This window comes from Citrobacter sedlakii NBRC 105722, assembly GCF_000759835.1.
Taxonomy (GTDB): Bacteria; Pseudomonadota; Gammaproteobacteria; order Enterobacterales; family Enterobacteriaceae; genus Citrobacter_A; species Citrobacter_A sedlakii.
In genome coordinates, this window is record NZ_BBNB01000012.1 from 194,728 (window position 1) to 208,098 (window position 13,371).

The 13,371-nt window shown below is 54.3% G+C and carries 14 protein-coding genes; 9 read left to right on the forward strand and 5 right to left on the reverse strand.

Translation table 11 applies throughout. The annotated features are described in order from the left end of the window. The first annotated feature begins 203 nt into the window (after positions 1–203). Positions 204–1,202 (forward strand): bile acid:sodium symporter family protein, encoded by a 999-nt coding sequence (locus tag CSE01S_RS16725; RefSeq protein ID WP_042290823.1) that lies wholly within the window; start codon positions 204–206, stop codon positions 1,200–1,202. Here CSE01S_RS16725 and CSE01S_RS16730 read toward each other — a convergent pair. The 3 genes from CSE01S_RS16730 to zipA form a co-directional block, all read right to left on the reverse strand. Next, positions 1,199–1,417, reverse strand: coding sequence for a DUF3820 family protein (locus tag CSE01S_RS16730; protein WP_042290824.1), 219 nt, complete (start codon positions 1,415–1,417; stop codon positions 1,199–1,201). The two genes, CSE01S_RS16725 and CSE01S_RS16730, sit on opposite strands and share 4 nt — an antisense overlap. 1 nt (position 1,418) lies before the next feature. Further along, positions 1,419–3,434: an NAD-dependent DNA ligase LigA gene (ligA, locus tag CSE01S_RS16735; RefSeq protein ID WP_042290826.1), complete on the reverse strand. Its 2,016-nt coding sequence runs from the start codon at positions 3,432–3,434 to the stop codon at positions 1,419–1,421. A gap of 72 nt (positions 3,435–3,506) precedes the next feature. Continuing rightward, positions 3,507–4,529, reverse strand: a complete 1,023-nt coding sequence (gene zipA, locus CSE01S_RS16740) for a cell division protein ZipA (RefSeq protein WP_042290827.1) — start codon at positions 4,527–4,529, stop codon at positions 3,507–3,509. A 230-nt stretch (positions 4,530–4,759) separates the two neighbouring features. On the opposite strand from zipA, the gene cysZ reads away from it, so the two are divergent. The 5 genes from cysZ to crr all read left to right on the forward strand — a co-directional run bounded on the left by cysZ (position 4,760) and on the right by crr (position 9,620). Beyond that, positions 4,760–5,521, forward strand: a complete 762-nt coding sequence (cysZ, locus tag CSE01S_RS16745; protein WP_042290828.1) for a sulfate transporter CysZ — start codon at positions 4,760–4,762, stop codon at positions 5,519–5,521. Positions 5,522–5,684: 163 nt separating this feature from the next. Beyond that, entirely contained in the window at positions 5,685–6,656 is a 972-nt protein-coding gene (gene cysK, locus CSE01S_RS16750) for a cysteine synthase A (protein WP_042290830.1), read from the forward strand. Positions 6,657–7,038: 382 nt separating this feature from the next. Further along, positions 7,039–7,296, forward strand: coding sequence for a phosphocarrier protein Hpr (ptsH, locus tag CSE01S_RS16760; RefSeq protein WP_000487600.1), 258 nt, complete (start codon positions 7,039–7,041; stop codon positions 7,294–7,296). 46 nt (positions 7,297–7,342) lie between these two features. Continuing rightward, entirely contained in the window at positions 7,343–9,070 is a 1,728-nt protein-coding gene (gene ptsI, locus CSE01S_RS16765) for a phosphoenolpyruvate-protein phosphotransferase PtsI (protein WP_042290832.1), read from the forward strand. Between the two features lie 40 nt (positions 9,071–9,110). Further along, complete coding sequence (crr, locus tag CSE01S_RS16770) at positions 9,111–9,620, forward strand: PTS glucose transporter subunit IIA (protein ID WP_042290834.1); 510 nt, start codon at positions 9,111–9,113, stop codon at positions 9,618–9,620. A gap of 55 nt (positions 9,621–9,675) precedes the next feature. Here crr and CSE01S_RS16775 read toward each other — a convergent pair whose 3' ends face one another. Beyond that, complete coding sequence (locus CSE01S_RS16775) at positions 9,676–9,924, reverse strand: hypothetical protein (RefSeq protein ID WP_042290835.1); 249 nt, start codon at positions 9,922–9,924, stop codon at positions 9,676–9,678. Next, a complete protein-coding gene (pdxK, locus tag CSE01S_RS16780) occupies positions 9,921–10,787 on the reverse strand; it encodes a pyridoxine/pyridoxal/pyridoxamine kinase (RefSeq protein WP_042290837.1) in 867 nt (288 codons plus the stop codon). Before pdxK ends, CSE01S_RS16775 begins: the two co-directional genes overlap by 4 nt. Before the next feature lie 82 nt (positions 10,788–10,869). Between pdxK and ptsJ the strand changes: the two genes are divergently transcribed. The 3 genes from ptsJ to CSE01S_RS16795 are packed head-to-tail and all read left to right on the forward strand — an operon-like array spanning position 10,870 to position 13,333. Next, positions 10,870–12,162 (forward strand): MocR-like B6 salvage transcription factor PtsJ, encoded by a 1,293-nt coding sequence (gene ptsJ, locus CSE01S_RS16785; protein ID WP_042290838.1) that lies wholly within the window; start codon positions 10,870–10,872, stop codon positions 12,160–12,162. Positions 12,163–12,174: 12 nt separating this feature from the next. Next, positions 12,175–12,915 carry a type 1 glutamine amidotransferase gene (locus CSE01S_RS16790; protein ID WP_042290839.1) on the forward strand — a complete coding sequence of 247 codons (741 nt, stop codon included), beginning with the start codon at positions 12,175–12,177 and terminating at the stop codon, positions 12,913–12,915. Between the two features lie 55 nt (positions 12,916–12,970). Next, positions 12,971–13,333, forward strand: coding sequence for a YfeK family protein (locus CSE01S_RS16795; RefSeq protein WP_042290841.1), 363 nt, complete (start codon positions 12,971–12,973; stop codon positions 13,331–13,333). Positions 13,334–13,371: the final 38 nt, after the last annotated feature.

Below are 13,371 nucleotides of genomic sequence, written 5' to 3' on the forward strand. Positions count from 1 at the left end.
CTGACTGAACGCCCACGCAGGCACAACGCACCTTTCACCCGGCAGGGAAAAGTACTATGCCCTTACTCGCTAGCGCTTCTTTCCTGGGCATCAGCGACATGCGGTGTATACTCTATCGATTCCATTAATATGCAGACGCAGTACGCCTTTGTTATTTCTGTAGTCGATACACACAATGTCAGTACTGAATCCCTGGAGTCGTTATGACGCTTTTTCGTATTCTTGATCCGTTTACGCTGACACTGATCGCCGTTGTTTTGCTGGCGTCGTTTTTTCCCGCAGAAGGGGCTTTTGTCCCTGTCGTCGAAGGCGTGACGACCGCCGCCATTGCGCTGTTGTTCTTTATGCATGGCGCGAAGCTCTCGCGCGAAGCCATTATCGCGGGCGGAAGCCACTGGCGCTTACACCTGTGGGTGATGTGCAGCACCTTTATCCTGTTCCCTGTGCTCGGCGTACTGTTTGCCTGGTGGGCGCCCGTCAACGTCGATCCGATGCTCTACACCGGTTTCCTGTATCTCTGCATTCTGCCTGCCACCGTTCAGTCGGCTATCGCCTTTACTTCGCTGGCCGGCGGCAACGTGGCGGCGGCGGTCTGCTCCGCATCGGCGTCGAGCCTGCTGGGGATTTTCCTTTCGCCACTGCTGGTCGGTCTGGTGATGAACATGCACGGCGCGGAAGGCAGTCTGGAGCAGGTCGGTAAAATCATGCTGCAACTGCTGCTGCCCTTTGTCCTTGGTCATCTTTCCCGACCATGGATCGGTAAATGGGTGGCGAAAAATAAGAAATGGATTGCGAAAACCGACCAGACATCCATCCTGCTGGTCGTTTACTCTGCCTTCAGCGAAGCGGTGGTTAACGGTATCTGGCACAAGGTAGGCTGGGGGTCGCTGCTGTTTATCGTCGTTGTCAGTATTGTGCTATTAACTATCGTTATTGCGGTAAACGTTTTTGTCGCCCGCAAATGCGGCTTCAATAAAGCGGATGAAATCACCATCGTATTCTGCGGCTCAAAAAAGAGCCTCGCCAACGGTATCCCCATGGCCAACATTCTGTTTCCAACGTCGGTGATCGGCATGATGGTATTACCGCTGATGATCTTCCACCAGATTCAACTGATGGTCTGTGCGGTAATGGCACGCCGCTACAAGCAGCAGACCGAAAAAATGCAGGCGCAGCAGGAGAGCCGCGCCGCGAAAGTTTAAAGCGGGCGTTTCAGGGGCTGAACCAACTGCGTCAGCCCCTCGGTTTTAATGAGCAGCGCAATTTGCATCAGTTCGCCCAGTTTACCCGGCGGAAATTCATCCTTGCGGGCAAACCACAGTAAATACTCCTCCGGCACATCAATCAGCCGACGCCCTTTATATCTCCCGAACGGCATCACCGTGTTGGCGATCTCAATGAGCTGCTCTTTTTCCATTTCAGGCACCCAGCAGGCGGAGCATTTCCGCTTCGTCAATGACGTCGATGCCCAGCTCCTGGGCTTTCGCCAGCTTCGATCCTGCCGCTTCACCGGCAATCACCAGATCGGTTTTTTTCGACACACTGCCCGCCACTTTCGCCCCAAGAGCCACCAGACGCGCTTTGGCGTCATCACGGGACATCTGGCTCAGGCTGCCGGTCAGAACCACCGTTTTACCGGCGAAGGGGCTATCGATCTCTGCGGGATTGATTGCAACCGGCGCGGGCCAGCGCACGCCTTCCGCCAGTAGTTGGCCAATAACCTCGCGGTTGCTCTCTTCCGCAAAGAAATTGAACACATGGGTCGCCACCACAATTCCCACGTCAGGCACTTTCTGCAACTCGTCTATCGAGGCCGCTTCTAAAGCGTCAAGCGTACCGAAGTACGCGGCTAATCCCGCGGCGGTCGCTTCACCGACTTCACGAATACCCAGCGCATAGAGAAAACGCGAGAACGTTGTCTCCTTCGCCTTTTCCAGCGCGTCCACCACGTTTTGCGCCGACTTCGGCCCCATGCGGTCCAGCCCGGTCAGTTTTCCTGCCGTCAGCCGGAACAGATCCGCAGGCGTATGCACATACTCTTTCTCAACCAACTGGTCGATAATTTTGTCGCCCATTCCGTCAACGTCCATCGCCCGACGGGAAACGAAATGCTTAAGCGACTCTTTCCGCTGCGCGCCGCAGATTAAGCCGCCGGTACAGCGGGCAACGGCTTCGCCTTCCACGCGCTCGACGTCAGAACCGCAAACCGGGCACTGGGCCGGAAATTCAACCGGACGCGTATCATCCGGACGGTCGGAGAGCACCACATTGACGACCTGCGGGATCACGTCGCCCGCCCGGCGAATAACCACTTTGTCGCCAATCCGCAGCCCAAGACGGGCGATCTCATCGGCATTGTGCAGCGTGGCGTTACTGACCAACACGCCAGCCACCTGTACGGGCTCCAGCCGCGCGACAGGCGTGATGGCGCCCGTACGCCCCACCTGAAATTCCACGTCGCGGACAAAGGTCATCTGTTCCTGGGCCGGGAATTTAAACGCCACTGCCCAGCGCGGCGCGCGGGCAACGTAGCCAAGCTGTTCCTGCAGCGCCAGTGAGTTCACTTTGATCACCACGCCGTCAATATCGAAGCCCAGCGTTGGGCGGTCTTCTTCCACCTGACGGTAGAACGCCAGAACCGCTTCCGGAGAGTCGCACAGCGTAACGCGATTACTCACCGGCAATCCCCACGCCTTAAACTGCATCAGTCGGCCCAGGTGGGTATCGGGCAATTCGCCACCTTCCAGGATACCAACGCCGTAACAGAAGAAAGTCAGCGGTCGCTTCGCTGTAATACGCGGGTCAAGCTGGCGTAGCGAACCCGCGGCCGCATTACGCGGGTTAGCGAAGACTTTGCTCCCGGTACGACGCGCCTCTTCGTTGATTTTTTCAAAACCGGCCTGGGGCAGAAAGACTTCTCCGCGCACTTCCAGACGCTCAGGAATGTTATCGCCATGCAGACGTAGCGGGATGGCGCGGATGGTGCGCACGTTGGTGGTAATGTCTTCCCCGGTGGTTCCGTCGCCACGGGTTGCGGCCCTGACCAATATGCCGTTTTCATACAGAATGCTGACCGCCAGACCATCAAGCTTTAGCTCGCAGCACCAGGTCAGTTTATCGGTGCTTTTTAAGCGATCCTGAACGCGTTTGTTAAACGCCAGGAAGCTCTCTTCGTCAAAGACGTTGTCCAGCGACAGCATCGGTACTTCATGACGAATCTGGCTGAACGAGGCCAACGGCGCCGCCCCAACCCGCTGGGTAGGCGAGTCCGGGGTGATCAACTCCGGGTGCCGGGCTTCCAGCTCGCGCAGCTCGCGCATCAGACGATCGTACTCCGCGTCGGGCACTTCCGGCGCATCCATCACATGGTAAAGATACTCATGATGGCGAAGCGTGGTTCGCAGTTCTGTCAGTTGTTGTTCGATTGATTCCATATCGCACCATCAATGATAAAAAACCCCCGACAGGCGGGGGTTCAGAAAAGTATGTGTCGTGCCTTTAGTGTATCAGGCGTTAGCGTCTTTCACTTCGCGGATGCGGTCCTGATACTCACGCAGTTTTTGCGGCGTCATCATCCGGCGCTGGTCATCCAGCACTACGCCACCCACTTCATCAGCGATATGCTGCGCAGATTGAAGCATCAGCTTAAAGTTTTGCAGTTCGTCGCCATAAGACGGCACCTGCATGAAAATGGTCACGCCTGGCGTGGTGAAGTCGGTCATTTCCGGGTCAAACGTCCCCGGATTAACCATATTCGCCAGGCTGAACAACGCCGGACCACTGCCGTCGGGACTCAGGTGGCGGTGGAAGATATTCATGTCGCCGAATTTGAAGCCCGCTTGCTGGATACTGTTGAGCAGGACGTCGCCATTCAGTTCGCTACCGTGATGAGCGGCAACGTTCATGATGATTACCGCTTCTTTACGCTGCGGTTTTTCTGGCGCAGGGGTCGGCGTTTCTTCTACCACCGGTTCTGGTTGCGGCTCTGCTACTGGCTCAGCCGGCTGGAATGCTTGCGAGGCCGCCTGCGGCGCTGGCGAAGCGGGCTGCTGAACGGGCTGTACCTGAGGCGCGGCAGTTTGCTGCGCCTCAGGCGCAGGTTGTTGCGGCGCGGCCTGCGGCTGAATGGGTTGCTGCGGGGCAGGCTGCGGCTGAACCGGCTGTACCGGACGCGGAGCGTGCTGCGGCGGCACCGTCGCGTCAGGCGGCGGCGCGACCGGCTGACGCGGCTGCGCAGACGCATAAGGCGGCTGGTACTGGTGTTGCGGCGACTGGCGAGGGGCTTCATGCTCCTGCGGGCTGCCGGGGGCATGATTCACGCGGTGAACACGAACTTCACCCACGCCTTCGTCAGCGTCGATATCGTCGTCAAACGGCTCATCGTCGCGTTTTGATTTCATGCGTTTCAGTGGACGATCGCGGAACATAGAAGATCGTTCTTTACGGCTGGTCCAGAAACCATGTACCAGTAAAGCGATTATGGCGATCGCGCCAACAATGATTAATATCAGACGCAAATCCTGCATCATTATATTCTCTGTTGTTCTAACACCTTGCCACCACGGCAAACATTTACTCACTAAGAGTATTTGCCGATTACGTCAAGTGCAAGTGTACTCTTAGCTTTCCCGGCATAAAGATGAAGGAAATCGTGCTTTTTGCTGTTTTTTCGAACATTTCCGAACTGTCCTGAGCGCAATTACCCGGTAAGATACCCGGGTTCACTTAGGACTAATACTAAAAGGAGTCTGTCCTGACTATGGTGTCATCATCCGTCACCGCACCACGCAGCGGTGTGTACTACTTCGCTCAGGGGTGGAAGCTGGTCTCGCAACCCGGGATCCGCCGTTTTGTTATTTTGCCCCTGCTGGTCAATATCGTGCTGATGGGCAGCGCCTTCTGGTGGCTGTTTACCCAACTGGATGCCTGGATCCCGTCGTTAATGCGGCATGTCCCGGACTGGCTGCAGTGGCTGAGTTATCTGCTCTGGCCGATCGCCGTGATCTCGGTGGTGTTGGTCTTTGGCTATTTCTTTTCGACGGTCGCCAACTGGATTGCCGCACCGTTTAACGGTCTGTTGGCGGAACAGCTGGAAGCGCGTCTGACCGGGGCCACGCCGCCAGATACTGGCGTGCTGGGCATCATGAAAGATCTGCCGCGCATCATGAAACGCGAATGGCAAAAATTCGCCTGGTATTTACCGCGCGCCATCGTCCTGCTGATCCTCTATTTCATTCCCGGTATTGGTCAAACTGTCGCCCCGGTGCTCTGGTTCTTGTTCAGTGCCTGGATGCTGGCGATCCAGTATTGCGATTATCCTTTCGATAACCATAAAGTGCCGTTTAAAGAGATGCGTTCTGCCCTGCGCGCGCGCAAGGTCACCAATATGCAGTTTGGCGCGCTCACCAGCCTGTTTACCCTTATCCCGGTGCTGAATCTTTTTATCATGCCGGTTGCAGTGTGCGGCGCAACGGCGATGTGGGTCGATTGCTATCGCGCGAAGCATGCCTTGTGGAAATAATGTAAAGATGAGACGCCAGCCGCTGGTATATGCCGTTTCTTATTCCATACTGATCGTCATTATTTCCTCATAGCATATAGATATGCGAAATCCTTACTTCCCCCTATCCGTCTGACGGGTATGCTGGGAAGGTATCCCAATTTCATACAGTTAAGGACAGGCCATGAGTAAGATTTTTGAAGATAACTCGCTGACTATCGGTCATACGCCGCTGGTTCGACTGAACCGCATCGGTAACGGACGCATTCTGGCGAAGGTGGAGTCACGTAACCCGAGCTTCAGCGTGAAGTGCCGTATCGGTGCCAATATGATTTGGGATGCCGAAAAACGCGGCGTACTGAAACCGGGCGTGGAACTGGTTGAGCCGACCAGCGGCAACACCGGTATCGCACTGGCTTACGTCGCTGCCGCGCGCGGCTATAAGCTGACGCTAACCATGCCGGAAACGATGAGCATCGAGCGCCGCAAGCTGCTGAAAGCGCTGGGTGCGAATCTGGTGCTGACCGAAGGCGCGAAAGGCATGAAGGGCGCGATTCAGAAAGCGGAAGAGATTGTCGCCAGCGATCCGGCGAAATACCTGCTACTTCAGCAGTTCAGCAACCCGGCGAACCCGGAGATACATGAAAAAACCACCGGCCCGGAAATCTGGGAAGATACCGATGGTCAGGTGGATGTATTTATTTCTGGCGTGGGTACAGGCGGTACGCTGACTGGCGTATCCCGCTACATCAAAGGCACAAAGGGTAAAGCAGACCTCATCACGGTCGCCGTCGAACCGACTGATTCTCCGGTTATCGCGCAGGCCCTGGCTGGCGAAGAGTTGAAGCCAGGCCCGCACAAAATTCAGGGCATCGGCGCGGGCTTTATTCCAGGCAACCTTGATCTCAAACTGATTGATAAAGTCATTGGCATCACCAATGAAGAGGCGATTTCTACCGCACGCCGTCTGATGGAAGAAGAAGGGATTCTGGCGGGCATCTCCTCCGGCGCAGCCGTCGCTGCCGCGCTTAAATTGCAGGAAGATGAAACCTTTACCAATAAGAATATTGTGGTTATCCTACCGTCCTCGGGTGAGCGTTATCTGAGCACCGCATTGTTTGCCGATCTCTTTACTGAGAAAGAACTGCAACAGTGATGCCAGCTTGTTAAAAACGCGTAAAAAAGCACCTTTTCAGGTGCTTTTTTGTGGCCTGCTTCAAACTTTCACCCCACCTGGCATTGATTCACCCCGTTGGGTCTGGTATTTAACCTGACTAATTATTTTGAAGCGCGAAATTAATCGTTACAGGAAAACTCCCTGCTGAATCGATTTTATGATTTGGTTCAATTCTTGATTTCGCGGCATAATGTTTAATGACGAGCGAAACGTCAGCGGCCAGAAGTTGCCTGCAACGGATTGCGTATAACACCTGGTGTGTCGCGTCCGTTTACGTCGGCACTAACAATACAGGCTAAAGTCGAACCGCCAGGCTAGACTTTAGTTCCACAACACTAAACCTATAAGTTGGGGAAATACAATGTTCCAGCAAGAAGTTACCATTACCGCTCCGAACGGTCTGCATACCCGCCCTGCTGCTCAGTTTGTTAAAGAAGCGAAAGGCTTCACGTCTGAGATTACTGTGACTTCCAACGGCAAAAGCGCAAGCGCAAAAAGCCTGTTCAAACTGCAAACTCTGGGTCTGACTCAGGGCACCGTTGTCACCATTTCTGCGGAAGGTGAAGACGAGCAGAAAGCGGTTGAACATCTGGTCAAGCTGATGGCGGAACTGGAATAAGTTTTTCCGGGTTCTTTTAAAAATCAGTCACAAGTAAGGTAGGGTTATGATTTCAGGCATTTTAGCATCCCCGGGTATCGCTTTCGGCAAGGCACTTTTGCTGAAAGAAGACGAAATCGTCATTGACCGGAAAAAAGTTTCTGCCGACAAGGTTGATCAGGAAGTTGAACGTTTTCTGAGCGGTCGTGCCAAGGCATCTGCGCAATTAGAAGCGATCAAAACCAAAGCTGGTGAAACGTTCGGTGAAGAAAAAGAAGCCATCTTCGAAGGGCATATCATGCTGCTCGAAGATGAGGAGCTGGAGCAGGAAATCATAGCCCTGATTAAAGATAAGCACATGACGGCTGACGCAGCTGCGCATGAAGTTATCGAAGGTCAGGCCACTGCCCTGGAAGAACTGGATGATGAATACCTGAAAGAACGTGCGGCTGATGTGCGTGATATCGGTAAGCGCCTGCTGCGCAACATCCTGGGTTTGGCGATCATCGACCTGAGCGCAATCAAAGACGAGGTTATCCTGGTTGCCGCTGACCTGACCCCGTCCGAAACCGCACAGCTGAACCTGCAAAAAGTGCTGGGTTTCATCACCGACGCGGGCGGCCGTACCTCCCACACCTCAATCATGGCGCGTTCTCTTGAACTGCCTGCTATCGTGGGTACCGGCAGCGTTACCTCTCAGGTTAAAAACGACGACTATCTGATTCTGGATGCCGTAAACAACCAGGTTTACGTCAACCCGACTAACGAAGAAATTGAAAAACTGCGCGCCGTGCAGGAACAGGTTGCCACCGAGAAAGCGGAACTGGCGAAACTGAAAGATCTGCCGGCAATCACCCTGGATGGCCATCAGGTTGAAGTGTGCGCAAACATCGGTACCGTACGTGACGTCGAAGGCGCAGAGCGTAACGGCGCCGAAGGCGTTGGCCTGTATCGTACTGAATTCCTGTTTATGGACCGCGACGCGCTACCGACTGAAGAAGAACAGTTTGCGGCGTACAAAGCTGTTGCTGAAGCCTGCGGCTCTCAGGCAGTTATCGTGCGTACTATGGACATCGGCGGCGACAAAGAGCTGCCGTACATGAATTTCCCGAAAGAAGAGAACCCGTTCCTGGGCTGGCGCGCTGTGCGTATCGCCATGGATCGCAAAGAGATCCTGCGTGACCAGGTTCGCGCTATCCTGCGCGCGTCCGCTTTCGGTAAACTGCGCATTATGTTCCCGATGATCATCTCTGTTGAAGAAGTGCGCGCACTGAAGAAAGAGATCGAAATCTACAAACAGGAACTGCGTGACGAAGGTAAAGCATTTGACGAAGCAATCGAGATTGGCGTGATGGTGGAAACACCGGCTGCGGCGACGATTGCGCGTCATTTAGCCAAAGAAGTTGATTTCTTTAGTATCGGCACCAATGATTTAACGCAGTACACGCTGGCAGTTGACCGTGGTAATGATATGATTTCACATCTTTACCAGCCAATGTCACCGTCCGTGCTGAACTTGATCAAGCAAGTTATTGATGCTTCTCATGCAGAAGGTAAATGGACTGGCATGTGTGGTGAGCTTGCAGGCGACGAACGTGCTACACTTCTGTTGCTGGGGATGGGTCTGGACGAATTCTCTATGAGCGCCATTTCTATCCCGCGCATTAAGAAGATTATCCGTAACACGAACTTCGAAGATGCGAAGGTGTTAGCAGAGCAGGCTCTTGCTCAACCGACAACGGACGAGTTAATGACGCTGGTTAACAAGTTCATTGAAGAAAAAACAATCTGCTAATCCACGAGATGCGGCCCAATTTACTGCTTAGGAGAAGATCATGGGTTTGTTTGATAAACTGAAATCTCTGGTTTCTGATGATAAGAAAGACACCGGAACTATTGAGATTGTTGCTCCGCTCTCTGGCGAGATCGTCAACATCGAAGACGTGCCGGATGTAGTTTTTGCGGAAAAAATCGTTGGTGATGGTATCGCCATCAAACCAACCGGTAACAAAATGGTCGCGCCTGTTGACGGTACCATCGGCAAAATCTTTGAAACCAACCATGCGTTCTCTATCGAATCCGATAGCGGTATCGAGCTGTTCGTTCACTTCGGTATCGACACCGTTGAGCTGAAAGGCGAAGGCTTCAAGCGTATCGCGGAAGAAGGCCAGCGCGTGAAAGTGGGTGACCCGGTCATCGAATTCGATCTGCCGCTGCTGGAAGAAAAAGCCAAGTCCACTCTGACGCCGGTCGTCATCTCCAACATGGACGAGATCAAAGAACTGACCAAACTGTCCGGTAGCGTGACCGTGGGTGAAACTCCGGTTATCCGCATCAAGAAGTAATTCTTGCCGCAGTGAAAAATAGCGCCTTCCGGCGCTATTTTTTTATCCGTCAATTTCACCTTTTCAGCAGCGTGGCGGTGACCGGACGATAGCACTTCTCGCGCATCAGGATTTTCATGCCGTCCGGTCCACTTTCCAGCATCCGTTTTTCGGCGTCTGCGACCAGCAATTCGCACTGATACCCTCCCGCAACGCCAAACATGGCGCGCGCCACGCAAATATCCGCCAGCGCATCCACTCCACTGGTGTCGAAATGACCGACCACCCGCCCTTGTTGACGAACCACTAAGCGATAACTTTTCATTGCGCCTCCCCTGTCGGCGGCAGTATTAATTCGTCGCAGCCGCATTGTTGGGTCCACATCATGACGTCCAGCACCCTTTCTGCCGCCAGTTGCGTGGCTCGGGTTAACGTCATGTCACGTACAATGCCGCTCACCAGCTCCGCACAGAACAGATCGCCAGTGCCTTTCAGGTCGGTTTCTACCCGTGGATGTTCAATAATATCCACCGATTCAGCCGTCACCACCGCCACGTTGATAGCGTCACGGTTTTGTCCGGGAGCACTGGTGATTACAATCCACTTCAGCGTATCGGTGAGCAGCGACCTCGCCGCAATCACTGCCTCGTCAAGCGTACCGCACGGTTTGCCGCTCAGCATGTGCAGTTCAAAGACATTTGGCGTCAGCCCATGCGCCACTGGCAGCAGATGCTGCCGGTAAGCCTCCGGGATTTCCGCTTTCACATACATACCGCTGTCCACGTCCCCTATCACCGGATCAACCAAAATGGTGATATTGGGGTGGTGCTGGCGCACGTTCTGCAACCATTGCGCCAACAGGACGATTTGCTCTGCGCTGCCCATGTAACCGGTGGTCACCGCCTTCAGCTCGCGCAGGGCGTCGCGCTCACTCAGCGCCTGTAAATAGCCGTTAAACCAGTCGGCAGGAATAATGCCGCCATAAAACGTCTCGTAATGCGGCGTATTACTGAACAGCACCGTAGGTACCGCCGTGACGCGCAAACCTTTTGCCTTAATAGCCGGCACCGCGATGCTGTTACCCACGCTGCCGTACACCACCTGTGACTGAACGGCGACGATGTCGGTTTGTAACGCCCGATGGCTATCGCTAAAAAGCACTGACTGTATATCATTCTCCTGCGCCATAAACATCTCCTCTCACTGGACAGCGGGCTGGCGCCTCACTATTATCGTCATATGCTAAAATTCATTTTGTCATAGGTCAATAATGATCGACGGAAAAACCGCCAGCGAAATCTTTGACAGTATCCGCCAGCATATCACCAGCGGAGCGTTACGTTCGGGGGATACCTTACCTCCCGTGCGCGAACTGGCCCAGGCGCTGAACGTCAACCGAAATACTGTCGCTGCGGCCTACAAACGGCTGGTCATCTCCGGGCTGGCGCTGAGTCAGGGGCGCAACGGCACGGTGATAAATGGCGCCTCTGCGCCAGTTGCGCTGGAAGGAAGCGATCCGCACACTCCGCTTGTCGATCTTTCCGGCGGCAATCCCGCAGCGGATCGTCTGCCCGAGCTGGGACGCTATCTAAAAACGCTCACGCATACTCACCGCTTGTACGGCGATGAAGCGTTATCGCCCGCGTTACAACAGTGGGCGCAAACATGGATGAAGGATGCCACCCCTGCCGAAGGCGAAATTGATATTACCAGCGGCGCCATTGATGCCATTGAACGCCTTCTGAGCGCCCACCTGCTGCCGGGCGACAGCGTGGCGGTGGAAGATCCGTGCTTTCTGAGCAGCATTAATATGCTGCGCTACAGCGGTTTTCGCGCCACGCCCGTTCGCGTTGACGAGGAAGGCATGCAACCGGACATGCTGGAGCAGGCTTTACGCCTGGGCGCACGCGCGGTGATTATTACCCCACGCGCGCATAATCCAACCGGATGCAGCCTGAGCGCCACGCGTGCCGCCGCGTTACAAAACATACTTGCCCGCTATCCGCAGGTGTTAGTCATTGTCGACGATCATTTCGCCCTGCTCTCGACATCAGCCTGGCATCCGGTTATCGCCGCGGAAACCCTGCGCTGGGCGGTGGTGCGTTCAATGTCGAAAACGCTCGGCCCGGACCTGCGTCTCGCCATCGTTTCCAGCGATCCGCTGACGTCGCAGAAACTGCGCCTGCGCCTGAACGCGGGCAGCCAGTGGGTCAGTCATCTACTTCAGGATCTCGCTTCTGCCTGCCTGAACGACAGTGATTTTCAGCGTTCACTGAACCATACCCGGCAGTTTTATGCGTCCCGCCAGCAAAAGCTGGCCGGGGCGCTGGGTCAGCATGGCCTGGCCGTACCGCCGGGCGACGGTCTGAATCTGTGGCTGCCACTGAAGGACATCAGTCAGAAAACCGCTTTTATGCTGGCAAAATCAGGCTGGCTGGTGCGCGAAGGTGAGGCGTTTGGCGTGAACGAACCTGCACACGGTCTGCGTATCACGCTGTCGACACTGAGCGACAGCGATATCAACACCCTGGCGGCTGATATTTATCAGGCGCTGAATGGCTAACAGGAGAAGAGCGTGCGAGTACATTTTGTTGTTCACGAATCATTTGAATCCACCGGCGCCTATCTGCCATGGGCAGAACAACGGGGCTATACCCTCTCATGGTCTCGCGTTTATGCCGGAGAGCCCGTGCCGAAGAACGCGGACGGCTTTGACATGCTGGTTGTATTTGGCGGCCCCCAGTCGCCGCGAACAACGCTTGCAGAATGTCCGTACTTTGACTCGCTGGCGGAACAGCATCTCATTAATCAGGCGATAAGCGCCGGACGTATTGTGGTGGGCATCTGTCTTGGCGCGCAATTGATTGGCGAAGCATTGGGCGCAAAGGTCTGCAAAAGCCCGGAAAAAGAGATCGGTCATTTCCCTATTACGCTGACCGCTGCAGGCAAAGAGCATCCGTTTTTCTCTCACTTTGATTCTCCACTGAGTGTCGGTCACTGGCATAACGATATGCCGGGATTAACCGATCAGGCGACCGTCATTGCGGAGAGTAAAGGCTGTCCGCGACAAATTGTGCAGTTTGGTCATTTCATTTACGGCTTCCAGTGCCACATGGAATTTACCGCCGAGTCCGTCGAAGGATTGATTAGGCACTCCCAACAGGAGCTGGCGGAAGCCGCAGGGAAAACGTTCATCCGTTCGGTAAAGGAAATGCGCGAATGGAATTACCAGGAAATGAATGAAACGCTGTGGCGATTTCTGGATAAACTTCTGCAAGCACATTCAGAAAATTACCCCGGTCGCGGGTGCAACTAAACGCAGGACGCCTTGTCAGAACAACGAAGGATTTCTCATCGCAAGGAAAAGTGGAATGAAAAGAATCGCCTGTACGCTATTTGCTCTCCTGTTAACTCTTCCGGTCTGGGCGAAGCTGAATGCCCATGAAGAGGCACGCATCAGCGCCATGCTTGATGCACTGGCGCAAAAAAAGGATTTAATCTTCGTGAGAAACGGCGATTCACATAATTGTGATGAAGCAGTATCCCACCTGCGCCTGAAGCTGGGGAATACCCGCAACCGTATTGATACCGCAGAACAATTCATTGATAAAGTCGCCTCCTCTTCATCGATTACCGGCAAACCCTACATTGTGCGAATTCCGGGTAAAAATGATGAAAATGCCAAACCTTATCTGCACGCACTGATCGCGGAAACAGATAAAACCCTTAACTAATTTTCTCAACGAATCGGTTAGAACATTCCCTAACCGAT

What these genes read in the sequence shown, in the direction of transcription:
- cysZ (WP_042290828.1), top strand. Translation starts at nt 4,760, where the DNA reads ATGGTGTCATCATCCGTCACCGCACCACGCAGCGGTGTGTACTACTTC.
- CSE01S_RS16725 (WP_042290823.1), top strand. Translation starts at nt 204, where the DNA reads ATGACGCTTTTTCGTATTCTTGATCCGTTTACGCTGACACTGATCGCC.
- ligA (WP_042290826.1), bottom strand. Translation starts at nt 3,434, where the DNA reads ATGGAATCAATCGAACAACAACTGACAGAACTGCGAACCACGCTTCGC.
- pdxK (WP_042290837.1), bottom strand. Translation starts at nt 10,787, where the DNA reads ATGGCGCAGGAGAATGATATACAGTCAGTGCTTTTTAGCGATAGCCAT.
- zipA (WP_042290827.1), bottom strand. Translation starts at nt 4,529, where the DNA reads ATGATGCAGGATTTGCGTCTGATATTAATCATTGTTGGCGCGATCGCC.
- crr (WP_042290834.1), top strand. Translation starts at nt 9,111, where the DNA reads ATGGGTTTGTTTGATAAACTGAAATCTCTGGTTTCTGATGATAAGAAA.
- ptsI (WP_042290832.1), top strand. Translation starts at nt 7,343, where the DNA reads ATGATTTCAGGCATTTTAGCATCCCCGGGTATCGCTTTCGGCAAGGCA.
- ptsH (WP_000487600.1), top strand. Translation starts at nt 7,039, where the DNA reads ATGTTCCAGCAAGAAGTTACCATTACCGCTCCGAACGGTCTGCATACC.
- CSE01S_RS16775 (WP_042290835.1), bottom strand. Translation starts at nt 9,924, where the DNA reads ATGAAAAGTTATCGCTTAGTGGTTCGTCAACAAGGGCGGGTGGTCGGT.
- CSE01S_RS16795 (WP_042290841.1), top strand. Translation starts at nt 12,971, where the DNA reads ATGAAAAGAATCGCCTGTACGCTATTTGCTCTCCTGTTAACTCTTCCG.
- CSE01S_RS16730 (WP_042290824.1), bottom strand. Translation starts at nt 1,417, where the DNA reads ATGGAAAAAGAGCAGCTCATTGAGATCGCCAACACGGTGATGCCGTTC.
- cysK (WP_042290830.1), top strand. Translation starts at nt 5,685, where the DNA reads ATGAGTAAGATTTTTGAAGATAACTCGCTGACTATCGGTCATACGCCG.
- ptsJ (WP_042290838.1), top strand. Translation starts at nt 10,870, where the DNA reads ATGATCGACGGAAAAACCGCCAGCGAAATCTTTGACAGTATCCGCCAG.